We start from the raw sequence: 25,849 nt of genomic DNA on the forward strand, positions 1-25,849 counted from the left end.
GTCGTCGGCCGTCCGGGACGGGCTCACTGCTCGCCGAGCTGGATGCCGTACTCCTCCACGAGCCCGCGGTAGCGCTCGAGGTTGTCCGTCCACTGGGTCACGACCTCGTCGCCGGCCACCTCGTTGGGCACGAGGAGGCGGCTGTCGTTGAACTCCTGGTACCCGCTGTCGGCGAAGGCGGCGTCGAAGGCCTCCTGCAGGCGGGTGACGACCTCGTCCGGCGTCCCGCCCGGCGCGACGACGGCCCGCGACTGCTGCACCTCGGCGCCGTCGTAGCCGGACTCGACGGCCGTGGGCACGTCGGGGAGGAACTCGTTGCGCTCGGCGGCGAAGGTGACGAGCGGCACGAGGTCGCCCGCCTCGATCTGCTCGGCGGCCTCGCCGACCTGGATGGCGGCGACGTCGACCTGGCCGCCGAGGACGGCCGTGAGGGTCGGGGAGCCGCCGTCGAAGGGGACGGCCGTCGCGTCGACGCCGGCCTCGCCCATGAGGAGGGCGGTCGCGAGCTGGCTGCCCGTGCCGACGCCCGTGGTGCCGTAGTCGACCTGCGGCTGCGCGACGAGGTCCTCGACCGTGGCGATGCCCGAGTCCGGGGAGGTGACGAGCACGTAGTCGTCCTGCGAGATGCCCGTGACGACGCTGTAGTCGGCGATGTCGACGGCCTCCTCGTCGCCGACGGCGATCGGGGTGATGTAGGCCAGGGTGCCGACGAAGGTCATGATCGTCGTGCCGTCGGGGTCCTCGCCGGCGAGCTGGCGGGCCGCGATCGCGCCGTTGGCGCCCGGCACGTTCTCCACGGAGATCGGCACGCCGAGGTCCTCGGACGCCAGGTCGGCGATCGCGCGGGCGATGACGTCGGTGCTGCCGCCCGGGTCCTGGCCGACGAGCATCGTGATGGGGCCGTCGGGGAAGGCCGCCGCGTCGCCGTCGCCGGAGCCGCCCGTCCCCCCACCGGTGCTCCCGCCGACGTTGCCGCCGCAGGCGCTCAGGGTGATGGCCAGGGCCGAGACCGCGGCGGTCACGGCGGCACGGCGGGCCAGGGTGCGGGTCATGTCGTCCTCCTCGTCGAGAGCGTCACGCGGTGCACGTCGGGAGACGTCGTCGAGCTCCTGGCGCAGGAGGTTAGGCAGCCGCGGCGATGCCGGTCCATGTGCGAAACGGCATCGCACGATACCGTCCGCGCATCATGCTGAGCCTGGACCAGGTCCGCTGCTTCGTCGCCGTCGCCGAGGAGCTGCACTTCGGCCGCGCCGCGGAGCGCCTGCGGATGACGCAGCCGCCGCTGAGCCGTGCGGTGCAGAAGCTCGAGCGGTCCGTCGGCGCGCTGCTGCTGGACCGGGACAACCGCGGCGTCCGCCTCACGGCCGCGGGCGAGGTCTTCCTCGTGGAGGCGCGCCGGCTCCTGGACCTCGCGGACGCCGCTCCCGTGCAGGCCCGCCGGGTCGCCGACGGCAGCCGCGGCACGCTCCGCGTCGGCTTCACCGCGGCGTCGGCGTACAAGGTGCTCGGGGACCTGCTCGACCGGCTCTCCACGGGCCTGCCGGACCTCGACCTGGAGCTCGTCGAGCTGGTCACCCGCGAGCAGGTGGCCGCCCTCGCGGGCGGCGAGCTCGACCTCGGGCTCGCCCGTCCGCCCTTCGACCGGACCGCCTTCGCCTCGCGGCTGCTGCGCCGCGAGCGCGTCCTCGTGGCCCTGCCGCCCGGGCACCCCCTCGCCGCCCCGACGGAGGACGCCGCCCCGGCCGCCCGTCGGGCGCCGGACGGCCCGCCGCTGGAGCCGGAGCTGCTCGCCGACGAGCGGCTCGTCCTCTACTCGCCGACGCAGGCGCGCTACTTCTACGACCTCGTCGTGGGCCTGGCGCCCGTGCGGCACGAGAACGTCGTCCACACGGTCAGCCAGGTCCACTCGATGCTCCTGCTCGTGCAGGCCGGGCGCGGCGTCGCGCTCGTCCCCGAGTCGGCCCTGGCCCTCGGCCTCGAGGGCGTCACGTACCGCGTCCTGCGCACGCGGCGCCCGGAGCCCGTCGAGCTCCACCTCCTGTGGTCGCGCGACGCCACGAATCCGGCGCTGCCGCGCGCCCTCGAGGTGCTGGCCGGGCCCGCCGCGACCCGACGGGCGTCCGCGACGGCGGCAGGTGGGACGCCTCCGGCGTGATGCCCTCCGGGTATCACGTCATGCACATCTCCTCATGGACAGGCATCGTCGGACGTTCCTACGGTGCTCGGACCACGCCGTCGTGAGGCGTGGCACCGACGCCTGGAGGCCCCCGTGACCGTGCCCGACGCCGCCCCGCCGGCCGTCCGCCCCTCGGCCCGCCGGCCGGCCATGTCGCCGCAGGAGCTCAAGGAGCAGCTGCCGACCGGCCTGCTCTCCTTCCCGGTGACGCACTTCGACGACGACCTCCAGGTGGACGAGCGCCGCTACCGCGAGCACCTCGCGTGGCTGTCGGAGTTCCCCGTCGCCGGCCTCTTCGCCGCCGGCGGCACGGGCGAGGGCTTCTCGCTGTCCCTGCCCGAGGTGGACCGGGTCGTCCGCGCGGCCGTCGACGAGGCCGCCGGCCGGGTGCCCGTGCTCGCCCCCGCCGCGGGCAGCACCGTCAACGCCGTCGCGATGGCGCGCGCCGCGCAGGAGGCGGGGGCCGACGGGCTCCTGCTCATGCCGCCCTACCTCACCGAGGCCAGCCAGGAGGGCCTCGTCGAGCACGTCAGCGCCGTCTGCGCCGCGAGCGACCTGGGCGTCGTCGTCTACAGCCGCGCCAACGCCGTGCTGGGCGACCTCACGGTCGACGTCGTCGCCGACCGCAACCCCACGCTCATCGGCCTCAAGGACGGCGTCGGCGACGTCGAGCGCATGACCCGCACCTACGCGCGGCTCGGCGACCGCCTCGTCTACGTCGGGGGCCTGCCGACGGCGGAGACCTTCGCGCTCCCGCTGCTCGAGCTCGGCGTCAGCACCTACTCGTCGGCCATCTTCAACTTCGCGCCGGCCTGGGCGCTCGACTTCTTCGCCGCCGTCCGCGCCCACGACCGGGCGGGCGTCTACCAGCGGCTCAACGACTTCGTCATCCCCTACCTCGACATCCGGGACCGCCGCCGCGGCTACGCGGTCTCGATCATCAAGGCCGGCCTCACGGCCGTGGGCCGCCACGGCGGGCGGGTGCGACCGCCGCTCACCGACCTCGCCGAGCACGAGGTGGCCGAGCTGGCCGCGCTCGTCGGCCGCCTGGCACCCGCCCCCGCCTGACCGGCCCGCCGGCCACCGACCGCACCCCCCGAGGAGCCCCCGTGACGACCGCCTCCCCCACCACCTCCGCCCCCGCCGTGACCGGCGTGTCCCTCGTGGCCGGGGAGGAGGTGCGCGGCGACGCCGGCGAGCTGCGCGCCGTCGACCCGCGCACGGGCGAGGCGACCGGCCCGATCTTCGCGCTCGTCGGCCCCGACGCCGTGGAGCGGGCGTGCCGCGCGGCCGCCGAGGCGTTCCCCGTCTACCGCGACCTCGCCCCCGCCGACCGCGCCGCCTTCCTGCGGCGCGCGGCCGACGAGGTCGACGCCCTCGGGGACCTCCTCACCCGGACCGGCTCCCTCGAGACTGGCCTCCCCGAGGCCCGCCTCGAGGGCGAGCGCGCCCGCACCGTGGGCCAGCTGCGGCTCCTGGCCGACGTCGTCGAGCAGGGCGACCACCTGGGGGCCCGCCTCGACACCGCGCTGCCCGACCGCACGCCGCTGCCCCGCCCCGACCTGCGGCTGGTCAAGGTGCCGGTCGGGCCGGTCGCCGTCTTCGGAGCCAGCAACTTCCCTCTCGCCTTCTCCGTCGGGGGCGGCGACACGGCGGCCGCGCTGGCCGCCGGCTGCCCCGTCGTCGTCAAGGCGCACGGCGCGCACCCGGGGACCTCCGAGCTCGTCGGCCGGGCGATCACCCGGGCCGTCGCGGCCTCGGGCCTGCCGGCCGGGGTGTTCTCGCTCGTCTTCGGGCCCGGGAGCCAGGTCGGGCAGGCGCTCGTGGCCGACCCCCGCATCGCGTCGGTCGGCTTCACCGGCTCGCGCGCCGGGGGCCGCGCGCTGATGGGGACGGCGGCGGCGCGGCCCGTGCCGATCCCCGTCCACGCGGAGATGTCGGCGGTCAACCCGGTCGTCGTCCTGCCCGGCGCGCTCGACGAGCCCGCGGCGCTGGCCACCGCCTTCGTCGGGTCGCTCACGCTCGGCGCGGGGCAGTTCTGCACGAACCCCGGCGTCCTGCTGCTCCCGGCCGGCGGGGCGGGCGACGCCTTCGTCGCGGCCGCGGCGGCCGCGGTGGCCGACGCCACCGGCCAGCCGATGCTCACCGGCGGCATCGCGGACGCGTGCCGCCGCGGCACCGCCGCGCTCGTCGACCACGACGACGTCGAGGAGGTGGCGGCGGGCGGCACCGGCGCCGGGCCCAACGCCCCCGGTCCCCGGCTGCTCAGCACCACGGCGGCCGCGTACCGCGACCGGCCCGAGCTGCAGGAGGAGGTCTTCGGCGCCGTCGCCCTCCTCGTCCGCTACGGCTCGGACGACGAGCTGCTCGACGCGCTGCGCGCCACACAGGGGCAGCTGACCGCCACCCTCCACGCGGGTCCGGCGGACGGCGCGGACGCGGCCCTCGTCGAGCAGGTCGTGCCCCTGCTCGTCGAGCGCGCCGGCCGCGTGCTCTTCGGGGGCTGGCCGACGGGTGTCGAGGTCTCGCACGCGATGGTCCACGGCGGGCCCTGGCCCGCGACGTCGGACGGCCGCACGACGTCGGTCGGCACCCTCGCCGTCGACCGGTTCCTCCGCCCCGTCTGCTACCAGTCGGCCCCGCAGGACGTCCTCCCGCCGTCGCTGCGCGACGACAACCCCTGGCACCTGACGCGCCGTGTCGACGGCGTGCTGCGCCGCCCGGAGGAGCAGGCATGAGCACGCCCACCGTCGCCCGCGTCGAGGTCGTCCCCGTCGCCGGGCACGACTCCATGCTGCTCAACCTCTCCGGCGCGCACGCCCCCTTCTTCACCCGCAACGTCGTGGTCCTCACCGACTCCTCCGGCGCGACCGGCCTCGGCGAGGTCCCCGGCGGGGAGGCCATCCGCCGCACGGTCGAGGACGCCGCCGAGCTGCTCCTCGGGGAGCCCGTGGGGCGCGCCGGCTCGCTGCTGCGGCAGGTGGCCACCGCCTTCGCCGGGCGCGACGCCGGCGGCCGCGGCCTGCAGACCTTCGACCTCCGCACCACCGTCCACGCGGTGACCGGGCTCGAGTCGGCGCTGCTCGACCTGCTGGGGCAGCACCTCGGCGTCCCCGTGGCCGAGCTCCTCGGCGAGGGGCAGCAGCGCCGCGAGGTCCCGGTGCTGGGCTACCTCTTCTACGTCGGCGACCACGCGGGCAGCGGGCTGCCCTACGTCGTCGAGGACGCCCCGGCCGACGACTGGGAGCGCCTGCGCCGGCAGCCGGCCCTGACCCCGGACGCCGTCGTCGCGCTCGCCCGTGCGGCGCAGGAGCGCTACGGCTTCGCGGACTTCAAGCTCAAGGGCGGCGTGCTCCCGGGCGAGCAGGAGGTCGAGGCCGTCCGCGCCCTCGCCGCGGCCTTCCCCGACGCCCGCGTCACCCTCGACCCCAACGGCGGGTGGCTGCTCGAGGACGCCGTCCGCCTGCTGGGCGACCTGCACGGCGTCCTCGCCTACGCCGAGGACCCGGTGGGCGCCGAGGGCGGCTTCTCCGGCCGCGAGGTCATGGCCGAGTTCCGCCGCCGCACCGGCCTGCCGACGGCGACGAACATGGTCGCGACCGACTGGCGCCAGATGGCGCACGCGGTGCGCTCGGCCGCCGTCGACATCCCGCTCGCGGACCCGCACTTCTGGACGATGCGCGGCTCCGTGCGCGTCGCCCAGCTGTGCCAGGACTTCGGCCTGACGTGGGGGTCGCACTCCAACAACCACTTCGACATCTCGCTGGCGATGTTCGCCCACGTGGGAGCCGCGGCGCCGGGCGACATCACCGCGCTCGACACCCACTGGGTCTGGCAGGACGGCCAGGCCCTCACGACGGCACCGATGCCGATCACCGACGGGCACCTCACGGTGACCGACGCGCCGGGCCTCGGCCTCGAGCTCGACCGCGAGGCGCTCGCCGCCGCGCACGAGACCTACCGCGAGCACGGGCTCGGCGCGCGCGACGACGCCGTCGCCATGCAGCACCTCGTGCCCGGCTGGTCCTTCGACCCGAAGCGGCCCGCGCTCGTCCGCTGACCGGCCGGCCCGCACCACCGGCCCGCCCCGCACCACCGCTCGCGCCCGCCCCGCCCACCGCCGCCCGGAGGACCCGTGACCACGTCGACCGCCCCCACCGTCCCCGACACCCGCCCGTCGCGGGCCGCCGCCGTCGTCGACCGGATCACCGGCGTGACGCTGTCGTCGGTGACGCTGCCGCTGGCGAACCCCATCAGCGACGCGAAGGTCTTCACCGGCCGGCAGAAGCCGATGACCGAGGTCGTCGTCCTCGTGGCGGAGATCCGCACCGAGTCCGGCCTCGAGGGCTTCGGCTTCGGGTACTCCAAGCGCGCCGGCGGCCCCGCCCAGCTCGCCCACGCCGTCGAGGTGGCGCCGGAGCTGATCGGCGAGGACCCCAGCGACATCGCCCGGCTGTGGACGAAGCTCGTCTGGGCCGGCGCGTCCGTCGGCCGCAGCGGCGCGTCGACGCAGGCCGTCGCCGCGATCGACGTGGCCCTGTGGGACCTCAAGGCCAAGCGGGCGGGGCTGCCGCTGGCCAAGCTGCTCGGCGCCCACCGGGACTCGGTCCGCTGCTACGACACCTCGGGCGGCTTCCTCCACGAGACGATCGAGCAGGTGTGCGACAACGCGACCCGCACGCTCGAGGCCGGCATCGGCGCCCTGAAGATCAAGGTCGGGCTGCCCGACACCGCCGAGGACGTCCGTCGCGTCACGGCGCTGCGCGAGCACGTCGGCCCCGACGTGCCGCTCATGGTCGACGCCAACCAGCAGTGGGACCGGGCCCGCGCCGTCCGCGCCGTCCGCGCCCTCGAGCCGCTCGACCTCGTGTGGGTCGAGGAGCCGCTCGACGCGTACGACGCCGAGGGCCACGCCGACCTCGCGCGCACCTTCGACACCCCCATCGCCTCCGGCGAGATGCTCACGAGCGTCGCCGAGCACCTCGAGCTCGTGCGGCACCGCGCGGTCGACGTCATCCAGCCGGACGCGCCGCGGATCGGCGGCATCACGCAGTTCCTCAAGCTGGCGACCGTCGCGGAGCAGCACCACCTCACGCTCGCCCCGCACTTCGCGATGGAGATCCACCTCCACCTCGCCGCGGCGTACGCGCACGAGCCGTGGGTCGAGCACTTCGACTGGTTCGCACCGCTCTTCCACGAGGAGCTGGAGACCTCCGGCGGCCGCATGCACCTGTCCGACCGCCCGGGCCTCGGCGTCACGCCCACCGACCGGCTGCGGGCGTGGACGACGCGGTCGGTGACCGTCGGGGCCTGAGCCCTGCCGGCGGCGCGGCCGGCCCTGCTCACCCGGGGCCGGCCGCGCCCGCCCGCTGCTGGGCCGCGAACCGTCCCGGAGTCTGCCCGGTGACGCGGGAGAAGTCCCGCACGAGGTGCGCCTGGTCCGCGTAGCCCAGTGCGGCGGCCACCTCGGCCTGCGTCGTCCGCCCGTCGCGCAGCAGGCCGACGGCCTCGTGGAGCCGCCGGCGCTGGACGAGCCACTTCGGCGTCAGCCCCACCCGGCGGTGCACGAGCCGCTGCAGGGCCCGCTCGGACAGCCCCGTCCCCGCGCACACCTGCGCGACGCGGGTGATGTCGGTCCGCCCCTCGACGAGGGCGACCACCCGGTCGACGAGCTCGCCCTCCGCGTCCACGGGCAGCAGGGGGCGCAGGAGGTCGCCGTACGCGGCCCGCACCTCGGCGTGCGCCGCGTCGCCGTGCGGGTCGGCGGCCATCGCCGTCCGGACGCGGTCGACGAGCCGCGCGCCGTCGGCGCCCAGCACGTCGACGAGGTCGGCCGTCCGGTCGACGAGCCCGGCGAGCGGCTGCCGGGCGACGAGGAGCCCCGCCGCGGGCGTGAGCATGACGCCGGCCGCCCACCCGTCGCCCGCGAGGACCGTCGTCGACATCCCCGACGTCACGCCGACGAGGTGGGCGTACGTCGGCGTGACGACGAGGAGGCACACCGGGTGCTGCAGGACCCGCTGCGGCGCCTCGCGGTCGGGCGGCACCGACCAGACAGGCAGCCAGAACCGCCGGACGAGCGGCGCGAGGTCGGGCGCGGGCGGGTAGCGGTGGATGCGGTGGGACGTGTCGCCGGGCTCGCGCAGGTGCGCCCGCTCGACGTCGTCGGGCCGCCCGCCCGCGGGGCCGCTGGTGTCGGGTTCCATCAAGACCCAGCCTGCCGCGCCTCCCTAGCGTCCGGCGGCATGACGACCCCCTCGGCTCCCTCCGCCGTCCCGACCGGCTCCCCGAGCGACGTCCGGGCGGACTACCTCGCCGCCGACCGCCGGCTGACGGCCCTGCTCGACGGCGTCGACGACGCCGGGTGGGCGTCGCCCTCGCCGTGCGAGGGCTGGGCCGCCCGCGACGTCGTGGCGCACCTCGTGGAGACCCAGCGCTCCTTCTGCGCCGAGCACGGCGTCGACCTCGGCGCCGCGGCGGACGTGCGGGCCGACCCGGCGGGCGCCTGGCGGGCGCACGCGGACGCGGTGGCGACGGCGCTCGAGGACCCCGCCGTCCCGGCCACGCCCTTCGACGGCTTCTTCGGCCCGACGACGCTCGGCGAGGCGCTCGGCCGCTTCTACGTGTGGGACATGGTCGTCCACCGCTGGGACGTCGCCCGCGCCGTCGGCGACCCGGCCGGCGCCACCTTCACGCCGGACGAGCTGCTGACGCTCGAGGTGGGCGCCGACTCCTTCGGCCCGGCCCTGCACCTGGACGGCATCTGCCGCGCCGGGGTCGAGGCGCCCGCGGGCGCGTCCCGCGAGGTGCGCCTGCTCGCCCGGCTGGGCCGGACCGCCTGACCCGGCCCGCGCGTCAGCGCACGAGCGCGCTGACCACCGACGGCGGGACGACGAGGTCGGCGCGCTCGCGGCTGCCGGCCGCGAGCGCGGCGTCGGGGTCGTCGACGGCGGCCATCCACGCGGTGGCCTCCTCGCGGCTCTTGCCGAACTCGACGTGGCGGGCGAGCAGGCGCTCCTCGCGGGCGCCCTCCTCGGCGTCGACGTACCAGACCTCGTCGAGGAGCTCCCCGCACGCGGACCAGGGCCCCTCCTCGAGCAGGAGGTAGTTGCCCTCCGTGACGACGAGGCGCGCGCCCGCCGGGACGGGCACCGCGCCGGCGAGCGCCTGCTCGAGGTCGCGCTCGAAGGCGGGCGCGTAGACGACGTCCTCGTCGGCCGCGCGCAGCCGTCGCAGGAGGGCCACGTAGCCGCCGGCGTCGAAGGTCGGCGGCGTGCCCTTGCGGTCCCGCAGCCCCAGGCGCTCGAGCTCGACGTCGGCGAGGTGGAAGCCGTCCATGGGCACCTGCACGGCGGCCGGCCCCTCGACGGTGCCCGTGCCGCGCAGCCGCGCGTCGGCCGCGGCCACGAGCGCCTGCGCGAGCGTCGTCTTCCCGGCGGCGGGGGCTCCCGCGACCCCGACGAGGACGCGCCCGCCGCCGGCGGCGTCGACGAGCGCGACCACCCGCTCGACGAGGTCGTCCAGCGTCGACGGCACCGCCGGCGCCTCCCCGGCGACGACCCCCGCGGCCGTGCCCCGGCCGTCCTCGTCGACCTCGTGCATGCGTCCTCCTCGACGTCCGGTGCGCCCGCCGGGCGCGGGCGAGGACGACCGTAGGGTGCCGGGATGTCGCAGCACCTCCGGGGATCGGTCGTCGTCGTCACGGGCGGCGGGCGGGGCATCGGCCTCGCCTGCGCCGAGCGGGTCGCACGGGCGGGCGCCGACGTCGCCCTGCTCGACCTCCTGCCCGAGGTGGAGTCCGTCGCAGCGGCTCTCCCGACGCCGTCGCCCGCCGTGGGCGTCGCCGCGGACGTCACCGACCCGGCGTCCGTCGCCGCCGCGCTCGACGAGGTCTCCGCCCGCCTCGGCCGCCCCACCGCCCTCGTCCACGCGGCCGGCACGGCGCTCGTCGGCGACGCGCTGACGACGTCGGTCGAGGACTTCGAGCGCGTCCTGCGCGTCAACCTCACGGGCACCTTCGTCACGGCCCAGGCCTTCGCCCGGCTCTGCGTGGCGGCGGGGCAGCCGGGCGACGTCGTCGCCATCGCCTCGATGTCCGCCCGCGTCGTCAACGTGCCGCAGCGCCAGAGCGCCTACAACGCGTCGAAGGCGGGCGTCGAGGCGCTCGTCCGCTCGCTCGCCGTCGAGTGGGCCGACCTCGGGGTCCGCGTCAACGGCGTCTCCCCCGGCTACGTCGCCACGGAGCAGACGCTCGGCGTCCTCGAGGGCGACCCGGCGACGGCGGACGCCTGGCGCTCGCGGATCCCGCTGGGCGACGTCGCGCAGCCCGACGACGTCGCGGGCGTGGTCGAGTTCCTGCTGTCCCCGGCCTCGCGGTACGTGCTCGGGCAGTGCCTGCTCGTCGACGGCGGCTACACCGCCCTCTGACCCCGGCCCTTCCCGCCGCAGCCCCTTTCCGGCCTGCCGTCCCCACCCGCGACGTGTGGCCATGACGCGGCCCGGGGCCCGCCCTTCCCGCGACGTGTGGCCATGTCGCGGGAGAGGGCGGGCGGGGTGTCAGTGGAGCGTGTACCCGCCGTCGGTGACGAGGACCGTGCCGGTGCAGAAGGACGACGCGTCGCTGGCGAGGTAGACGACGCTGGCCGCCACCTCCTCGGGCGTCGCGTAGCGCTGCATCGGCGCGTCCTCGATCCACATGCGGCGGAAGCGCGGCTCGTCGACCGGCGCCATCTCCGTCTTGACGTAGCCCGGGGCGAGCGCGTTGACGCGGATGCCCATCGGCGCCCACTCCGCCGCCAGCGACTTCGTCAGCTGGTGCACCGCCGCCTTGCTCGCGTTGTAGACGGGCTGCATCTGCGGGCGGTTGACGATCTGCGCGCTGATGGAGCCGATGTTGACGACCGTGCCGCGCACGCCGTCCGGGCCCTGCTGCGCGAGGAACGGCGCCGCCACCTGCGACGGCAGCCAGACGCCGGTGACGTTGGTCTGCAGCACTTGCTGGAAGTGCTCGTCGCTCACCTCGAGCGCCGGCTCGTGGATGCACGTGCCCGCGTTGTTGACGAGGACCTGCAGCCCGCCGAGCTCGGCGACGACGCGCTCGACGCCGGCCTGCACCTCGGCGCGGTCGGTGACGTCCATCCGCAGCCCCAGCGTGCGCCGGCCGGTGGACGCGGCGATCTCCGCCGCGGCCTCGACGGAGGCCGCCTCGTCCCGCGCCGCCACGGCGACGTCGGCGCCCGCCTCCGCGAGCGCCTGGGCGAAGGCGCGGCCGAGGCCGCGGTAGCCACCGGTGACGAGCGCGACCCGCCCGTCGAGCCGGAAGCGGTCCAGCACACCGCTCGCCGCGCGGGGGCCGTGGCCCTCGGTCTGCACCGCGCCGCTCGTCCCCTCGCTCACGCCGGGCCGCCCGCGACGTCGACGACGGCCTTCATGCTCAGCGGGTCGCCGTCGGCCTCGAGCGCGTCGGCGACGTGGTCGAGGTCGTAGCGGGCGGTCACCATCCCGTCGAGGTCGACGGCGCCCGTGCGGGCGAGCTCGATGGCGCGGGGCCACGTGTCGACGTAGCGGAAGACGCCGGTGAGGGTGATCTCGCGGGTGGCGATGAGCTGGACCGGCAGCTCGATCTCCTCGGCACCGAGGCCCACGAGGACGACGGCGCCGCCGCCGCGGACGGAGCGGATGCCCGACTGCACGGCCGGGGTGGCGCCGGTGCAGTCGACGAAGGCGTCGGCCTCGAGCGTCTCGAGCTCGGCGGCCGCCTCGCGCGGGTCGAGGGCGCGCGTGGCGCCGAACTGCAGGATCCGCTCGCGGCGGGACTCGACGAGGTCGGTGACGACGACCTCGGACGCCCCGCGGGCACGGGCGGCCATGGCGACCATCGCGCCGATGGGGCCGGCGCCGGCCACGAGGACGCGGTCGCCGAGGCTGACCTGCGCCTTGTGCATCGCCCAGATGCCGACCGACAGCGGCTCGAGCAGGCCGACGGCCGCGTCGGACAGGCTGTCCGGCACCGGGTGCGCGAAGTCCGCGGGGGCGGTGACGTACTCGCAGAACGCGCCGTCGACCGGCGGCGTCGCGTAGAAGATCATGTTGGGGCACAGGTTCATCCGGCCCGCGTGGCACTGCCGGCAGCGCCGGCACGGCTTCTGGGGCTCGAGGGCGACGCGCTGGCCGACCCGCGCCTCGGGGACGTCGCGGCCGACGCCGACGACGGTGCCGCCGACCTCGTGCCCGAGCACGAGGGGCCCGGTGACGACCATGTCGCCGATCCGGCCCTCCTTGTAGTAGTGGACGTCCGAGCCGCAGACGCCCACGGACCCGACGCGCACGAGCACCTCGTCGTCGGCGGGCACCGGCACCGGGCGCTCCTGCACCTCGACGGCGCCCACGCCGGTCATGACGCTGGCGCGCATGGTGCGGGGCACGGCCCCGACGTCGCTGCTGGCTGTGGTGGTCACGCTGGCCGCCTCTCGTCTCCGGCGGCGCTCCGGCGCACCGCCGGGTCAGATCATGCCCGCCCGGGTCCGGTCGCCGTCGGGGCGCCCGGTGGCCGGGCCCGCGGGTGCCGCCGCGAGGGGGAGCCGCGGCGCGGGCACGGGCGGCACGGGCGGCACGGGCGGCGGGTCGCCGAGGACGCCCGCCGCGTAGTCCGCCGCCGCGAGCGGCCGGGAGAACAGCCAGCCCTGGCCGTAGCGGACGCCGAGCTCGACGAGCCGGGCCCGCTGCTCCGGCGTCTCGACGCCCTCGGCGAGGACGTCCAGGCGCATGGTCCGCGAGAGCGCCGCGAGCCCCGCGACGACCTGGCTGCGGCCGGGCAGCGCCTGGACGACGGAGCGGTCCACCTTGAGCAGCGTGACGGGGAAGCGCTCGAGGTAGTCCAGCGACGTGTAGCCGGTGCCGTAGTCGTCGAGGTGCACCTCCACGCCGAGCCCGCGCAGCCGCTGCAGCGTCGCCGCGAGGCCGTCGTCGTCGGGCAGGGGCTCGTGCTCGGTGATCTCCACGCGCAGCTGGCGGCCGGGGACGCCGGCACGGGCGAGGCCGTCGGCCACCCGGTCGGCGAGCGCCGGGTCGAGCAGGCTCGAGCGGGTGAGGTTGACGCTGACGGGCAGCACGCGGCGGCGCTGGTCGCGCCAGCGGCCCATCTGCTCGAGCACCTCGGCGAGGACGGCGGCGTCGAGCTCGGCGTCCAGGCCCGTCGTCGCGACGTGGCCGAGGAACGCGTCGGGCGCGAGCAGGCCCTGCTCGGGGTGGCGCCAGCGGACGAGCGCCTCCGCGCCGACGACCTCGCCCGTCCGCAGCTCGACGAGCGGCTGGTAGTGCATCTCGAGGCGGCCGACCGCGGGCGACCGCCCGCCGAGGAGCTGGCGGACCTGGCTCGTGAGGGTGAGCCGCTCGACGACGGCCTCCCGCTGCTCCGGGGCGTAGACCCGCGCCCGGTCGCGGCCGTCGCCCTTCGCCGCGTAGAGCGCGACGTCGGCGCGCGTCAGCAGCTCCGACAGGCCGAGGCCCGGGACGGGGGGCGTGACGCCGACGCTCGCGGTGCAGCGCACCGAGACCCCGCCGGCGCCGTCCACGACGACCGACGCGCGCATGGCCGCGACGACGCGCTCGGCGACGGCGACCTCGCGGCCCGGGTGGACGAGGACGGCGAACTCGTCGCCGCCGAAGCGCGCGACGACGCCGTCGTCCGCGACGGCCTCGAGGAGGCGGGCGCGCACGACGAGGAGGAGCTGGTCGCCGGCGTCGTGGCCGTAGCTGTCGTTGACGTCCTTGAAGTCGTCGAGGTCGACGAGCAGGAGCGCCCACGGGTGCTCGGCCTGGTCGTGGACGCGGGCGAGGCCGCGCCGGTTGCGGAGGTCGGTGAGGGGGTCGTGCTCGGCCTGGTGCTCGAGCCGCCGGGTCGCGGCGAAGGCGCGCAGCACCGCCGTGGCGGCGGAGAGGGTGCCGACGGCGATGTGGAGGGCCTCGGGCAGCGCGCCGGTGCCGAGCTGGCGGTCGACGGCCCAGAGCCCGGCGGGGGCCAGCACGAGCGGCAGCGCCGCGAGGACGACCTTCGAGCCGGCGGCGCGCTCCACGAGCGCCTCGGCGACGAGGGCGGAGCGGGAGCTCGGCAGCAGCGCCGCGACGGCGAAGAGGAGGCTGCCGGCGCCGAGCGCGAGGGCGGGGAGGTCGCCGGCACCGGCCGCGAGCGGCTCGGCCAGGCCGCCGGTCGACATGAGGACGGCACCCAGCAGGAGCGTCACCCACGCCGGCTGGAGGCGGCGGCGCGAGAGGGCGAGCCGGCCGAGGAAGGCGGTGATGACGACCTGGACGCTCGCGAGGGCGGCGACCGGGCGCTCCTCTCCGAGGAGCTGCGCCACCTGCACGACGGCCAGCACGACGACGACGAGGACGGTCACGGTGTCGAAGAGGTCCGGCCGCCGACGGGCCCGCGCGACCCACCGCATGACGACGACGACGAGGACCCCGGCCATGACGAGGCAGAGCGCGTCGCAGACCTGCTGGGCGACGACGACGTCGTGCGCCTGGGCGAGCCGGCCGACGCCCCACGTGGCCATGACGGCGGCGACGAGGAGCCAGAGCCACGCGTTGGTCTGCCGGTGCACGAGGACGCCGACGACCATGACCGCCGCGGTCGCGACGCCGCACACGAGCAGGGGCGTGACGCCCGCCGCGAGCGCGGCGAGGGCCACGAGGAGGAGCACCACGACGGCAGCCGTCGGCAGCGCGGGCGGCCGGGCCCCACGGGCCGGCGCCCGACGACGTCGTGCCGGCGTCTCGCTCACGTGCCCCTGGTCGGCAGCCCGGCGTGCGCGACGCACCGGCCGCGGCGGAGGGCACCCGGTCGGGCGCACCGCTGACGCCGTGGTCACCCGGACGGCGCACCGCGGGGTGGTAGACCGGGGCGGGCCGCCGCCCGGCGGCCGCGCCCGCGCGCCCGACGACCGCCCGCCCGAGGAGCCCCGTGACCGACCGAGAGCCCGGGCGGCTGCGCCTGGCCGTCGCCACCGCCCTGGACGACGGCGCCCGCGCCCTGCTCACCGAGCGCGAGCCCCGCGTCGACCTCGTCGTCGGGCCGGAGCTGCACGCCCCGGTCCGCTTCCCCGGCGACCAGGGGGGCGACCCGGACTTCCGCCGCACGCCCGAGCAGCAGGCCGAGTTCGAGCGCCTCCTCGACGGCGCCGACGCCGTCCTCGGCGTCCCCGACGACTCCCCCGCGGCGCTCGCCCGGCTCGTCCGCGCCAACCCCGGGCTGCGCTGGGTCCACACCCCCGCGGCGGGCGGCGGGCAGTCGGTGCGCGCGGCTCGGCTGACGCCCGAGGAGCTGGAGCGGGTCGCCGTCACGACGTCGGCCGGCGTGCACGCGCAGGCGCTGACGGAGTTCGCGCTGCTCGGGCTCCTCGCGGGCGCCAAGCGGCTGCCGCGGCTGCAGGCCGACTCGGCCGCGCACCGGTGGGCCGGCTCGTGGCTCATGGGCCAGCTCGCGGGCTCCACCGTCCTCGTCGTCGGGCTCGGCGGCATCGGCACGGAGGTCGCCCGGGTGCTCTCCGCGCTCGGGGCGCGCGTCGTCGGCTCGAGCCGGCGCGGCCGCCCGGTCGAGGGCGTCGACGAGATGGTCCCCGCCGACCGGCTGGCCGAGGCCGCCGGGCGGGTCGACGCCGTCGTCGTCACGCTGCCCGGCACGCCCGCGACCAAGGGCCTCGTCGGCGCCGACGTCTTCGCCGCGCTGCGCCCCGGGACGACCTTCGTCAACGTCGGCCGCGGCACCGCCGTCGACGAGGAGGCCCTCGTCCGCGCCCTCGACGACGGCCGCGTCGGCTTCGCGGCGCTCGACGTCGTCGCCCGCGAGCCGCTGGACGAGGGCAGCCCGCTGTGGGACCGGCCCGACGTCCTCCTCAGCCCGCACACCGCCGCGCAGACGACGACGCTCGACCACCGCATCGCCGAGCTCGCCGCCGACAACGCCGGCCGCCTGCTCGACGGCCGGGAGCTCCGCAACCGCGTGGACGTCGTCGAGTTCTACTGACGCCGGCGCCCGTCCACCGGCACAGGGGCACCCACGTGCCCACGAGTCGCCCACCCACCGGCACAAGGGCACCGATGTGCCGGAGACGGACGGGGGCGCGCTCGTCAGCCCATGCCGTGGACCTTGTCGGCCTCCACGACGAGCACCACCCGCTGCTGGTCGCGGCCGCCGTACCAGGCGTAGGGGCGGCCGGTGTAGCGCTGCGCCAGCGCGTCGATGTGCTCGGCGGCGCCGTCCGTCGTCGTGCGGACGACGCGGCCGCGCACGGAGATGTAGCGGAACGGGTTCTCGGGGTCCTGGACGGCGACGCTGACCCGCGGGTCCCGCTCGACGTTCCGCGTCTTCTGGTAGCCGACGACGGTGTTGACGAGCACGTGCTCGCCGTCGGTGTCCACCCACGTCTGGGTCGTCTGCGGCGAGCCGTCCGGCATGAGCGTCGTGACGAAGGCGGGGCTCGGCGCACGCAGCAGGGCGAGCAGGTCCTCGGGCAGGTCCACGGTTCCTCCGGTGCTCGCGGCACCCGGGCGGTCCCGCTCCGCCCACCCTGCGCCGCGCCCGCCGCCCCCGCGCGCCGACCCGCCGCGCGTCCGACGGGTCCGCCCGCCGCCGCTCGGGCAGGCTGGTCCCCATGAGCGCCGCAGCCGGCCCGACCGCCCACCACGGGGGGCCCGGCGGGGCCCCCGCCGCCCACGACGAGGCACCCGCCCACGCCGTCGCGCCCGCCCTCGAGGGGTGCGTCTTCATCGGCATGTCGGTGGACGGCTTCATCGCCCGCCTCGACGGCGACCTCGACTGGCTGACCGAGCGCGGCGAGGCCGCCGGGGACGCCGGCTTCCGCGACTTCGTCTCGAGCGTGGACGCCGTCCTCATGGGCCGGGGCACCTACGAGGTCATCGCCGGCTTCGACAGCTGGCCGTACCAGGACAAGCCCGTGCACGTGCTCTCCTCGTCGCTGCGCGACGGCGACGACGCCCGCGTCGTCGTGCACGCCGACCTCGAGGACGCCGTCGCGGCGCTGTCCGAGGCGGGCGTCGTGCGCGTCTACGTCGACGGCGGCCGGGCCGTGCAGGCGTGCCTCGCCGCGGGCCTGGTCACCGAGCTGACCCTCTCCCGCGTGCCCGTGCTCATCGGCTCCGGCGCCCCGCTGTTCGGCCCGCTGCCCGCGGACGTCGACCTGGAGCACCGCCGTACCGAGGTCCTGCCCGGCGGGATGGTGCAGACGACGTACGGCGTCGTCCCGGCGCCGACCGCCGCGCCCGCGGTGGACGACCTCGCCGCCGACGAGTGGGGCGACGGCTGACCCACCCGGCGCCGGACGCACGACGAGGGGGACGCCCGGGCGGGCGTCCCCCTCGTCGTGGGTGGTGCGGGCGTCAGGCGCCGGCGCGCACCGTCCGCAGCGCGGCGGACCACTTCTCGAGCTGGCCGAAGAGCGCCTGGGCGGCGTCGGCGTGCTGCGGGCCCGGCGTGAACGTCGAGAAGTTCTCGAAGTCGGTGAAGAGGTTGAAGCCGAGCTGGCCGCGGACGTGCGCGACCTGCAGCTCGGAGAGCACGAGGCGCAGCTGCTCGACGGCGCGGGCGCCCTGGAAGGAGCCGTAGGAGACGAGGGCCGCGGCCTTGTCGTTCCACTCGCCGTAGATGCTGTCGAGGGCGTTCTTCAGCACCGCGGAGAAGGAGTGGTTGTACTCCGGCGTGACGATGACGTAGCCGTCGTAGCGGCCGATCGTCTCGGCGAAGCGGACGACCTCGGGACGCTCGGAGGCCTTCATCGACGGGCCCATCGGCTCGTCGAAGAACGGGAGCGGGTGGTCGCGGAGGTCGACGAGCTCGTAGGTGGCGCCCTCGCGCCCCTTCGCCTGCTCGAGGACCCAGTCGGCGACGGCGCCGCCGTTGCGGCCCTCGCGGGTGCTGCCGAGGATGACGGCGATCTTCAGGTCGGACATGGGGGACTCCCTCGCGTCGGGGCGTGCCCGTCGTCGACGGCGCCCGGTCGGGTGCGGAAACTTGCTCGCGCAAGCAACCTAGCACGGTGCTTCAGCGCACAAGTACTCTGGCCGGGTGACGGAGGAGCCGGAGGGGGTCGTCCCCCTCGACGCGGAGGAGGAGGCGTTCCTCCGCGCCCTCGCGCGGCTCCTCGTCACGCTGCCCCGGGTGCTCGAGGAGGACCTCCTCCGCGACGGCCGGATGTCGACGAGCGAGTACTTCGTCCTCGTCCACCTCTCCGAGGCGGCGGGCCGCCGCCTGCGGATGAGCGACCTCGCGCGGGCCGCGGCGCTGTCGCTGTCCGGCATCACCCGTGTCGTCCAGCGCCTCGAAGCGGCCGACCTCGTGCGCCGCGAGCGCTCGCCCGAGGACGGGCGCGGGTGGTTCGCCGTCCTCACCGCCGGGGGCCTCGCCCGCCTGGAGGAGACCTGGCCCGCGCACCTCGGCAGCACCCGGCGGCGGCTCTTCGACCACCTCGCGGGCGTCGACCTCGCGCCGGTCACGGCGGCCCTCGACGCCGTCGTCCGCTCCGCCGTCGAGGGGCCCTGCGCCGCCGAGGAGCCCGGGGCGTGCGACGGCCCGCCCGCCGGTCGCGGCTAGAGCGCGACCTCGCCCGTCACGCCGAGCAGCGTCCCGCCGCCGACGCGGACCTCCCGGCCGCCGTCGCCGTCCACGACGTCGACGTGCACCCGTCCACGACGCCCGAGCGCCGTGCCCTGCGCGGCGACGTAGGGCGCCGAGAGCCGGCCGGAGCCGAGCAGCCACTGCGCGAGACCGGCGTTGAGGCTCCCGGTGACGGGGTCCTCGACGCCGACGGCCCCGAAGGCGAAGGCGCGGACCTCGACGTCGACGCCCTCCGCCGCGCCCGCCGGGTGGGGCCCGACGACGCCGACCTCGAGGCCGGCGAGCTCGGCCGGGTCGGGCTCGAGGGCGAGCACCGCGGCGGCGTCGCGCAGCAGGAGGCTCACCCAGCCGGGTCCGTTGTCCGTCCAGGCGGCGTCCACGACGTCGCCCTCCGCCAGCCCGAGCCCGCGCCGGAGCTGGGCGAGCAGGCCCTCGTCCACGGCGCCGCTGCGGACGAGGGGCGGCGCGGTGAAGGCGAGCCGCTCACCCCCGCCCGGCGTCGTGCCCCCGCGGTGGACGGCGACGAGGCCGGCCCCGCACTCCTGCACGAGGTGCCCGGCCCGCGGCTCGCCGCCGGCCGCGAGCCATGCCCGCGCCGAGCCGAGCGTCGGGTGCCCGGCGAAGGGGAGCTCGCGCCCGGGCGTGAAGATCCGCAGCCGGTAGTCGGCCGACGGGTCGCGCGGCGGGAGCAGGAAGGTGGTCTCCGAGAGGTTGGTCCAGCGCGCGAAGGCCTGCATCGCGGCGTCGTCGAGGCCCTCGGCGTCGTGGACGACGGCCACGGGGTTGCCGAGGCCGGGCCCGGGGGCCTCGGTGAAGACGTCGACCTGGGAGAAGCGGCGCACCCGGGCATCCTGCCCGCCCTCACCACGGGCGGCCGCCGTACGGCAGGAGATGGTCGGCCCTCGCGGACCGACCGGACCGCTGACCTGCGACGACGCCGGGGCGTCCCGAACGACGCCTGTCGCGCGGCGGCGCACCGGGTGGTCCACCGCCGGGGCACCTCATCCCCTGGTAGGAGGTCGGGTCCCACCCCCGGGCTGACGACGGCGCCCCGCCCCGCGCGGGAGGGTCGGACCACGAGGCCGCCCGGCGGCGGCCACCGACGACGGCACGACGGGGGCGACGGCGATGAGCGGCGCGACGGCGGTACGGGTCGACCTGCCCGAGGAGGCCACCGGCCCCGCGCTGGCGGCCGCCGTGCGGCGCATCCGCCTCACGCTCGCCCGGGGCGACGACGTCGTCGTCGACCCCGCCCGCGCCGCGTCCTGGCCGCCCGGGCCCCGGCTCGTGCTCGACGGCCTGCGCGACGCCGCCCGCCGCCGCGGCCGCTCGTGGGAGGAGCGCCCGACGCCCTGACGGACGTCGGGCGCCCTTCCCCCGGCCCTACGCCGGCCGGCGCAGGAGGACGACGGCGTCGCTGACCGTCCCCACCTGCCCGTCGGGCCCGGTGGCCTCGCGCTCGGGGTCGTCGACGCGGACGTCCTCCCAGTCGTCGAGCCCGACCGACGCCCGCAGCTGCCGCGCGGTCGGCACCTCGCCCTCGTCGTGCCAGCCCCACGGCGGCCGCACGGCCCCGTGGTCGACGACGAGCAGCAGCCCGCCCGGCTCCACGGCCGTGGCGACCCGCCGCAGCAGCGCCCCGCGGTCCCACTCCAGCGGCGACTGGAGGAAGCAGGCGCTGACGAGGTCGAACGAGCCGGACGGCAGCGTCGCCGTGAGGTCGTGCTGCTCCGTCGTCACCGCCACGCCCCGCTCCGCGGCCAGCTCCTGCGTGCGGGCGAGCGCCGTCGTCGCGACGTCGACGGCCGTGACCGTCCAGCCGCGGCCGGCCAGCCAGACGGCGTCGCCGCCCTCCCCGCACCCGAGGTCGAGGGCGCGGCCCGCCGCCAGGTCCTCCGCCACCTCGACGAGCCGGGCGTTGGGCCGGCCCGACCAGAGCCGCGGGGACTGCCGGTAGAAGTCGTCCCACGCCTCGGCCGCCGGACGACCGGGCGTGAACGCGGCCAGCCGGTCGTCGCCCCCGCCGTGCCCGCCGTGGCCGTGGCCGTGGCCCCCGTGGCCCCCGTGGCTCCCGTGGCCGCCGTGGCCGCTCACGCCGGCACCCGCTCGCGGCGGGCGGCGACGGCCGCGTCGGTGTCGTCGGCGACGAGGTCGCGCACCGCGAGGGAGCCGACCATCATCCCGCCGGACGCGGCCAGGGGGACGGGCGCCATCGGCGCCGTGACGTTGCCGGCGAGGTACAGGCCCGGCACGGCCGTGGCGCCCGTCGGGTCGGCCGGCACGTGCTCGCCGAGCACCAACCCGCCCGGCCCGAGCAGCGGCTCCGGCCGCAGCCCCAGCCCCTCGAGCACGCCGCCGCCGCGGACGACGACCTGCGTCATGGTGACGAGGGCGCCGAGACGCACGACCCGCCCGTCGGCCAGGCGCACGCCCGTCAGCCGGTCGTCGTCGACCTCCGTGCCGACGACCTGCCCCTCGACCCATTCGACGTCGCGGGCCGCGAGGCGCTCCGCCAGCTCCTCCGACGGCGCCGGGCCCGTGTGCTGGAGGTAGACGACGCGGTCGGACCAGCCGCGCCACATGAGCGCCTGCTCGGCGCCGTGCGCGCTCGTCGACAGGACGCCGACCACCTCGTCCGCGACCTCGCGGCCGTGGCAGAAGGGGCAGTGCAGGAGGTCCAGGCCCCACCGCTCGGCGAGCCCCGGGACGTCCGGCAGGTCGTCGCCCACCCCCGTCGTCACGACGAGCCGCCGCGCCCGCACCGTGCGCCCGTCCTCGAGGGCGACCTCGAAGCGCGCTGCCCCCGGCAGCTCGGCGCCGTCGAGGCGGCGGGCCGACACGGCCGTCCCCGCGACGACCCGGCCCCCGTACGCCTCGACCTCGGCACGCCCCGTCGCCACGAGCTCGAGCGGCGGCACGCCCTCGCGCCCGAGGAAGCCGTGGACCCCGTGCGCCGGCGCGTTGCGCGGCTGCCCGGCGTCGACGACGAGCGTGCTCCGCAGCGCCCGCGCGCTCGTCAGCGCCGCCGCGAGGCCGGCGACGCCGCCCCCCACGACGACGACGTCGTAGGTGCCCCCCAGGTCGACGTCCGCACCCGGCCGCCCCGCCCCTGCTGCTCCTGCTGCTGCCACCACGTGCTCCTCCGTCGGTCCCGGTCCCCGCGTCCACCGGTGGTGGACGCCTGCGGCAAGCCTGCGCCCACGCCTCGCCGGCTGGCAAACCTCCTTGCTGATCTGGCAAGGTGCGCGCATGTCCGCCGACCCCGACGACGACGCGACCGTCCTCGACGCCGTGGGCCCGCGGCTCAAGGCCCTGCGGGTCTCCGGAGACCGCACGCTGGCCGAGCTCTCGGCCACCACCGGCATCTCCGTGAGCACGCTGTCGCGCCTGGAGTCCGGGCAGCGGCGCCCCACGCTGGAGCTCCTGCTGCCGCTGGCCCGGGCGCACGACGTCCCCCTCGACGAGCTCGTCGGCGCGCCCGAGACGGGCGACCCGCGCATCCGCGCCCGGCCGGTCCAGCGCGGCGGCATGACGATGGTCCCGCTGACGCGGCGGCCCGGCGGCATCCAGGCGGTCAAGCTCCTCCTGCCCGTCGGCTACGGCCGCGGCCACGAGCAGCAGAGCCACGAGGGGTACGAGTGGATGTACGTCCTCGACGGCCGGGTCCGGCTGCGCCTGGGCCCGCACGAGCTCGTCATGGGTCCCGGCGAGGCGGCGGAGTTCGACACGCGGACGCCGCACGCCACGAGCAACGAGGGCGACGACGTGGCCGAGCTCCTCGTCCTCATGGGCCCGCAGGGGCAGAAGGCGCACCTGCGGGCACGGCCCGCCCGGCCCGCCGGCTGACGGCGCGGCGCGTCAGCGCGGCTCGGGGACCGCGAGGAGGACGGCCCGGCCGGGCAGCGGGGGCGGCAGCACGGCGCCCGGGCGGGGCGCCGTCGAGCCGTCGCCGTGGGCGACGACGCCGCCGCCGCGCTGCTTGGCGCGGTACATCGCCGCGTCGGCCCGCCGCAGCAGCGCCTCGCCGCCCGCGCCCTGCCCGGGCGCCGCGCTGACGCCGACGCTCGCGCCCACGACGACCCGTCCCGGGCCGAGCTCGTGCGGGACGGCGAGCGCGGCGTGGAGACGGCGGGCCAGCTCCTCGGCCTCCGGGAGCGAGCCCTCGGGCACGACGACGGCGAACTCGTCGCCGCCGAGGCGGACGGCGTGGCCGCCGCCGACCGCGCGCAGCCGGTCCGCGACCTGCCGCAGGAGGGCGTCGCCGGCGGCGTGGCCGTGGGTGTCGTTGACGGCCTTGAAGCCGTCGAGGTCGAGGAGCAGGACGGCGGTCGGCTCGTCGACCGACCGGGCCAGGTGCTCCAGCAGCGCCCGCCGGTTGCCGAGCCCGGTCAGCTCGTCGGTCTCGGCGTCGCGCCGCGCCCGCTGGTAGGCCGTCAGCGTCCGCAGCACGACGACGACCTTGCCGACGACGACGAGGACGGAGGCCGTCGCCGCGACGGACGCCGCGAGCGGCACGGGGGCGACCTGCGCGGCGAGCAGGACGCCGGTGCCGACGACGGTGAGGACGAGCGGGCCGATGACGGCCACGCGCTGGTCCTCGTCCCGCTTCACCACGCCGCGCGGGCGCGGCAGCACGGCCGCGAGCGCGAGCAGCCCGACGACGACGGCGGCGCAGGCGGCGAGGACCGAGCGCAGGTGGAGCAGCCCGACCCCCGCGGCGGTGAGGAGCGCCACGGCGCCGGTGCCGCCCGACAGCACGGTGCTCGAGACGACGACCACCCGGACGCGGACGTCGGCCCACCCGCCGCTGACGGACGTGCTGACGACCATGAAGCTCCACGACAGGAGCGCCACCGCCGTGGGGACGAGCGCGACGGTGGCGTCCGTCGTCGTCCACCCCGGGACGGCCTCGCGGACCGGGGCCACGAGCAGCGCCCACACGACCGCGAGGCCCGAGAGGCCGCCGCCGACGACGTCGAACCAGCCGTACGGGCCGGCGCTGCGCATCCGCGTGGCCAGCAGGCGCATCTGCGCCCCGACGAGGAGGAGCGATCCGCCCATGAGCCCGCCGACGGCGAGGAGCTGCCCGGCGGGGTGGAAGGTGCCGATCCCGGCCGCCGGGACGACCGTGAGCGCCAGCGCCGCGGCGGCCGCGGCGACCAGCCGCCACGTGCGGCGCTCGGGGCCGCGCACCGCCCGCCGGGCGACGACGGCCACGGCCACCAGCGCGGCCACGAGGAGCGCCCCGCCCGCGACCGTGCCCGTCGGCGGCCGCGCGGCGACGACGGGGACGCCCGCCACGAGAGCCACGAGCGGGAGCACGACGACCGTCCACGCGACGGCGGCGGGGCGGGCCGCCCGGTGCCCCCGGGCCGGCCGCGGCACGGCACCGGCCCGGCCCGACCCGTGCGGCACGGCCGTGGTCGTCGTCATGCCCGGGGATCCTGCCGCGCGGCGCGCCGGGCCGGGCGGCTTCTCGCGAAGAGCCCGACGACGGGGCCGCCGCCGACCCGCCGTGGGCCGGCGTCAGCCGCCGGTGCGCCCCTCGGGGCGGGCGCCCTCCCCCGCGACGGGCGCCGTCCCCGTGGCCGCCGGCCCCGGGGGCGACGGCACGACGCCCGGCGGCTCCGCCGGGACGTCGAGGGGGTGCTCGAGCTCGTCGACGTGGAGCCGGGCCCACCGGATCGCGACGACGGCGACGACGGGAGGCACGAGGCCGGCGACGAGGAAGACCGGCGTGAGGCCGACCGCCTCGCTGACCGGGCCGGCCAGCGCCATCGACACCGGCATGAGCGACAGCGAGACGAAGAAGTCGAGGCTCGAGACGCGCCCGAGGAGGGCGGGCGGCACGCGGCGCTGGAGCAACGTGCCCCAGATGACGGTGGCGCCCTGGAACGTCGCGCCGACGACGGCGGCGGCGAGCGCCATGACGAGGAGCGACGTCGTGAGGCCGAAGAGCACGAAGGGCACGCACCCGACGCCCCAGAGCAGGTTCATCCACGTGAGGTAGCGCCGCGGCAGGCGGCGCGACGCGACGACGACGGAGGCGACGGCGCCGCCCACGCCGAAGGCGGCGAGCACGAGGGCGTGCTCGGCCGGGCCCCCGCCGGCGCGGTCGCGGACGGCGAAGGGCGTCAGCACCTCGAGCGGGCCCATGACGACGAGCACGAGCAGCGACGCGAAGAGCAGGGTCGCCAGCAGCCAGGGCGTGCGGACCATGTAGCGGAAGCCCTCGACGACGTCGGCGAGGAGCCCGGCGACGGGGGACCGCCCGCCCGCGGCGGCGGCCTCGGCGGCGAGGTCGCGGCGCAGCGGGGTCGGCGGCACCCCGGCCACGCCCACGACGGCCCCCGCGCAGGCGACGGCGGCGAGCAGCAGCGCGGCGCCGGGCGACCACGCGGCGACGACGAGCCCCGCGACCGCCGGTCCGCCGGCGTTGACGAGCAGCGGCCGCAGCACGCCCTCGAGGCCGTTGGCGGCGAGCAGCCGGTCCGCGGGCAGCAGCGACGGCAGCAGGGCCGAGTACGCGGGGTAGGCCAGCCCCTGCGCGACGCCGATGGCGAGCGAGGCGACGCCGAGGTGCCACACCGCCACGACGCCGAGGAGCGCGAGCGCGGCGGCCGTCCCGACGGCGACGAGCTCGGTGAGCGCGACGACGAGGAGGATCCGCCGCTGCGGCACCCGGTCGGCCAGCACGCCGCCGAGGAGGGCGGTCGCGAGCATCCCGACGGCGAAGCCGGTGCTGACGAGCGAGACGGCCGTCGGCCCGCCGCCGAGCGCCACGACCTGCCAGACCACCGAGAGCATCCACAGGCCCGCCGCGGCGAGCGAGCAGGTGAGCATGAGCAGGAGCCACCGGTAGGCGGGGGTGGCCAGCGGGGCGAGGGCCCGCGGCAGGCGCGTCGGCGGCGCGGTCGGGCCGGTCGGTGCGCCCGCCCCGGGTGCCGGCCCGCCGGGCTCGGTGGTGCTCACGGCACGGTCCCCCTCGACGTCCGGGCGGCCCGTGCGACCGCCCGGCCCCATCCGACACCCGGCCGGGC

General features: G+C 77.4%; 25 protein-coding genes. 12 read left to right on the top strand and 13 right to left on the bottom strand.

The window, feature by feature from the left end:
* Positions 1 to 23: 23 nt before the first annotated feature.
* On the bottom strand, positions 24 to 1,052 hold the full coding sequence (locus EDC03_RS05710) for a Bug family tripartite tricarboxylate transporter substrate binding protein (RefSeq protein ID WP_123379204.1): 1,029 nt from the start codon (positions 1,050 to 1,052) through the stop codon (positions 24 to 26).
* Positions 1,053 to 1,186: 134 nt separating this feature from the next.
* On the opposite strand from EDC03_RS05710, the gene EDC03_RS05715 reads away from it, so the two are divergent.
* The 5 genes from EDC03_RS05715 to EDC03_RS05735 all read left to right on the top strand — a co-directional run bounded on the left by EDC03_RS05715 (position 1,187) and on the right by EDC03_RS05735 (position 7,490).
* Positions 1,187 to 2,155 (top strand): LysR family transcriptional regulator, encoded by a 969-nt coding sequence (locus EDC03_RS05715; RefSeq protein ID WP_123379205.1) that lies wholly within the window; start codon positions 1,187 to 1,189, stop codon positions 2,153 to 2,155.
* A gap of 171 nt (positions 2,156 to 2,326) precedes the next feature.
* Positions 2,327 to 3,244, top strand: a complete 918-nt coding sequence (kdgD, locus tag EDC03_RS05720) for a 5-dehydro-4-deoxyglucarate dehydratase (protein WP_123379326.1) — start codon at positions 2,327 to 2,329, stop codon at positions 3,242 to 3,244.
* Between the two features lie 41 nt (positions 3,245 to 3,285).
* On the top strand, positions 3,286 to 4,914 hold the full coding sequence (locus tag EDC03_RS05725; protein WP_123379206.1) for an aldehyde dehydrogenase (NADP(+)): 1,629 nt from the start codon (positions 3,286 to 3,288) through the stop codon (positions 4,912 to 4,914).
* Positions 4,911 to 6,236: an enolase C-terminal domain-like protein gene (locus tag EDC03_RS05730; protein ID WP_123379207.1), complete on the top strand. Its 1,326-nt coding sequence runs from the start codon at positions 4,911 to 4,913 to the stop codon at positions 6,234 to 6,236. Before EDC03_RS05725 ends, EDC03_RS05730 begins: the two co-directional genes overlap by 4 nt.
* Positions 6,237 to 6,311: 75 nt before the next feature.
* Positions 6,312 to 7,490, top strand: coding sequence for an L-talarate/galactarate dehydratase (locus EDC03_RS05735; RefSeq protein ID WP_123379208.1), 1,179 nt, complete (start codon positions 6,312 to 6,314; stop codon positions 7,488 to 7,490).
* 28 nt (positions 7,491 to 7,518) lie between these two features.
* Here EDC03_RS05735 and EDC03_RS05740 read toward each other — a convergent pair whose 3' ends face one another.
* Positions 7,519 to 8,382, bottom strand: a complete 864-nt coding sequence (locus EDC03_RS05740) for a helix-turn-helix transcriptional regulator (protein ID WP_123379209.1) — start codon at positions 8,380 to 8,382, stop codon at positions 7,519 to 7,521.
* A gap of 39 nt (positions 8,383 to 8,421) precedes the next feature.
* Here EDC03_RS05740 and EDC03_RS05745 point away from each other — a divergent pair, with 39 nt between their 5' ends.
* Positions 8,422 to 9,018, top strand: coding sequence for a TIGR03086 family metal-binding protein (locus tag EDC03_RS05745; RefSeq protein WP_123379210.1), 597 nt, complete (start codon positions 8,422 to 8,424; stop codon positions 9,016 to 9,018).
* Between the two features lie 13 nt (positions 9,019 to 9,031).
* Here EDC03_RS05745 and EDC03_RS05750 read toward each other — a convergent pair whose 3' ends face one another.
* A complete protein-coding gene (locus tag EDC03_RS05750; RefSeq protein WP_123379327.1) occupies positions 9,032 to 9,712 on the bottom strand; it encodes a nucleoside/nucleotide kinase family protein in 681 nt (226 codons plus the stop codon).
* Positions 9,713 to 9,841: 129 nt separating this feature from the next.
* On the opposite strand from EDC03_RS05750, the gene EDC03_RS05755 reads away from it, so the two are divergent.
* Entirely contained in the window at positions 9,842 to 10,603 is a 762-nt protein-coding gene (locus EDC03_RS05755; RefSeq protein WP_123379211.1) for an SDR family NAD(P)-dependent oxidoreductase, read from the top strand.
* 129 nt (positions 10,604 to 10,732) lie between these two features.
* On the opposite strand, the gene EDC03_RS05760 is transcribed toward EDC03_RS05755, so the two are convergent.
* The 3 genes from EDC03_RS05760 to EDC03_RS05770 all read right to left on the bottom strand — a co-directional run bounded on the left by EDC03_RS05760 (position 10,733) and on the right by EDC03_RS05770 (position 14,961).
* Complete coding sequence (locus EDC03_RS05760; protein ID WP_199719987.1) at positions 10,733 to 11,509, bottom strand: SDR family NAD(P)-dependent oxidoreductase; 777 nt, start codon at positions 11,507 to 11,509, stop codon at positions 10,733 to 10,735.
* A 59-nt stretch (positions 11,510 to 11,568) separates the two neighbouring features.
* A complete protein-coding gene (locus EDC03_RS05765) occupies positions 11,569 to 12,588 on the bottom strand; it encodes an NAD(P)-dependent alcohol dehydrogenase (protein ID WP_123379329.1) in 1,020 nt (339 codons plus the stop codon).
* 90 nt (positions 12,589 to 12,678) lie between these two features.
* Positions 12,679 to 14,961 carry a putative bifunctional diguanylate cyclase/phosphodiesterase gene (locus tag EDC03_RS05770; protein WP_148058019.1) on the bottom strand — a complete coding sequence of 761 codons (2,283 nt, stop codon included), beginning with the start codon at positions 14,959 to 14,961 and terminating at the stop codon, positions 12,679 to 12,681.
* Between the two features lie 179 nt (positions 14,962 to 15,140).
* Between EDC03_RS05770 and EDC03_RS05775 the strand changes: the two genes are divergently transcribed.
* Positions 15,141 to 16,202, top strand: coding sequence for a D-2-hydroxyacid dehydrogenase (locus EDC03_RS05775; protein WP_123379213.1), 1,062 nt, complete (start codon positions 15,141 to 15,143; stop codon positions 16,200 to 16,202).
* Positions 16,203 to 16,306: 104 nt separating this feature from the next.
* Here EDC03_RS05775 and EDC03_RS05780 read toward each other — a convergent pair whose 3' ends face one another.
* Positions 16,307 to 16,699: a PPOX class F420-dependent oxidoreductase gene (locus EDC03_RS05780; protein WP_123379214.1), complete on the bottom strand. Its 393-nt coding sequence runs from the start codon at positions 16,697 to 16,699 to the stop codon at positions 16,307 to 16,309.
* 131 nt (positions 16,700 to 16,830) lie between these two features.
* Between EDC03_RS05780 and EDC03_RS05785 the strand changes: the two genes are divergently transcribed.
* The gene (locus EDC03_RS05785) at positions 16,831 to 17,502 is read left to right on the top strand and encodes a dihydrofolate reductase family protein (RefSeq protein WP_123379215.1); all 672 of its coding nucleotides are present in this window, start codon (positions 16,831 to 16,833) and stop codon (positions 17,500 to 17,502) included.
* A 73-nt stretch (positions 17,503 to 17,575) separates the two neighbouring features.
* Here EDC03_RS05785 and EDC03_RS05790 read toward each other — a convergent pair whose 3' ends face one another.
* A complete protein-coding gene (locus tag EDC03_RS05790) occupies positions 17,576 to 18,145 on the bottom strand; it encodes an NADPH-dependent FMN reductase (protein ID WP_123379216.1) in 570 nt (189 codons plus the stop codon).
* 115 nt (positions 18,146 to 18,260) lie between these two features.
* Between EDC03_RS05790 and EDC03_RS05795 the strand changes: the two genes are divergently transcribed.
* Positions 18,261 to 18,785 carry a MarR family winged helix-turn-helix transcriptional regulator gene (locus tag EDC03_RS05795; protein WP_123379217.1) on the top strand — a complete coding sequence of 175 codons (525 nt, stop codon included), beginning with the start codon at positions 18,261 to 18,263 and terminating at the stop codon, positions 18,783 to 18,785.
* On the opposite strand, the gene EDC03_RS05800 is transcribed toward EDC03_RS05795, so the two are convergent.
* Positions 18,782 to 19,651 carry a PhzF family phenazine biosynthesis protein gene (locus EDC03_RS05800; protein WP_123379218.1) on the bottom strand — a complete coding sequence of 290 codons (870 nt, stop codon included), beginning with the start codon at positions 19,649 to 19,651 and terminating at the stop codon, positions 18,782 to 18,784. The genes EDC03_RS05795 and EDC03_RS05800 overlap by 4 nt on opposite strands.
* Before the next feature lie 286 nt (positions 19,652 to 19,937).
* Here EDC03_RS05800 and EDC03_RS05805 point away from each other — a divergent pair, with 286 nt between their 5' ends.
* Positions 19,938 to 20,165: a hypothetical protein gene (locus EDC03_RS05805; protein ID WP_123379219.1), complete on the top strand. Its 228-nt coding sequence runs from the start codon at positions 19,938 to 19,940 to the stop codon at positions 20,163 to 20,165.
* Between the two features lie 27 nt (positions 20,166 to 20,192).
* On the opposite strand, the gene EDC03_RS17830 is transcribed toward EDC03_RS05805, so the two are convergent.
* Both EDC03_RS17830 and EDC03_RS05815 read right to left on the bottom strand, forming a co-directional pair.
* A complete protein-coding gene (locus tag EDC03_RS17830; protein WP_422393793.1) occupies positions 20,193 to 20,816 on the bottom strand; it encodes a class I SAM-dependent methyltransferase in 624 nt (207 codons plus the stop codon).
* Between the two features lie 83 nt (positions 20,817 to 20,899).
* The gene (locus tag EDC03_RS05815; protein WP_422393794.1) at positions 20,900 to 21,889 is read right to left on the bottom strand and encodes an NAD(P)/FAD-dependent oxidoreductase; all 990 of its coding nucleotides are present in this window, start codon (positions 21,887 to 21,889) and stop codon (positions 20,900 to 20,902) included.
* A gap of 169 nt (positions 21,890 to 22,058) precedes the next feature.
* On the opposite strand from EDC03_RS05815, the gene EDC03_RS05820 reads away from it, so the two are divergent.
* Positions 22,059 to 22,655: a helix-turn-helix domain-containing protein gene (locus tag EDC03_RS05820; protein WP_123379222.1), complete on the top strand. Its 597-nt coding sequence runs from the start codon at positions 22,059 to 22,061 to the stop codon at positions 22,653 to 22,655.
* A gap of 12 nt (positions 22,656 to 22,667) precedes the next feature.
* Here EDC03_RS05820 and EDC03_RS05825 read toward each other — a convergent pair whose 3' ends face one another.
* Entirely contained in the window at positions 22,668 to 24,242 is a 1,575-nt protein-coding gene (locus tag EDC03_RS05825; protein WP_123379223.1) for a GGDEF domain-containing protein, read from the bottom strand.
* Positions 24,243 to 24,335: 93 nt separating this feature from the next.
* Positions 24,336 to 25,781, bottom strand: a complete 1,446-nt coding sequence (locus EDC03_RS05830; RefSeq protein ID WP_199719963.1) for an MFS transporter — start codon at positions 25,779 to 25,781, stop codon at positions 24,336 to 24,338.
* Positions 25,782 to 25,849: the final 68 nt, after the last annotated feature.

The sequence above is a fragment of the Pseudokineococcus lusitanus genome (assembly GCF_003751265.1).
In the GTDB taxonomy this organism is placed as follows: Bacteria; Actinomycetota; Actinomycetes; order Actinomycetales; family Quadrisphaeraceae; genus Pseudokineococcus; species Pseudokineococcus lusitanus.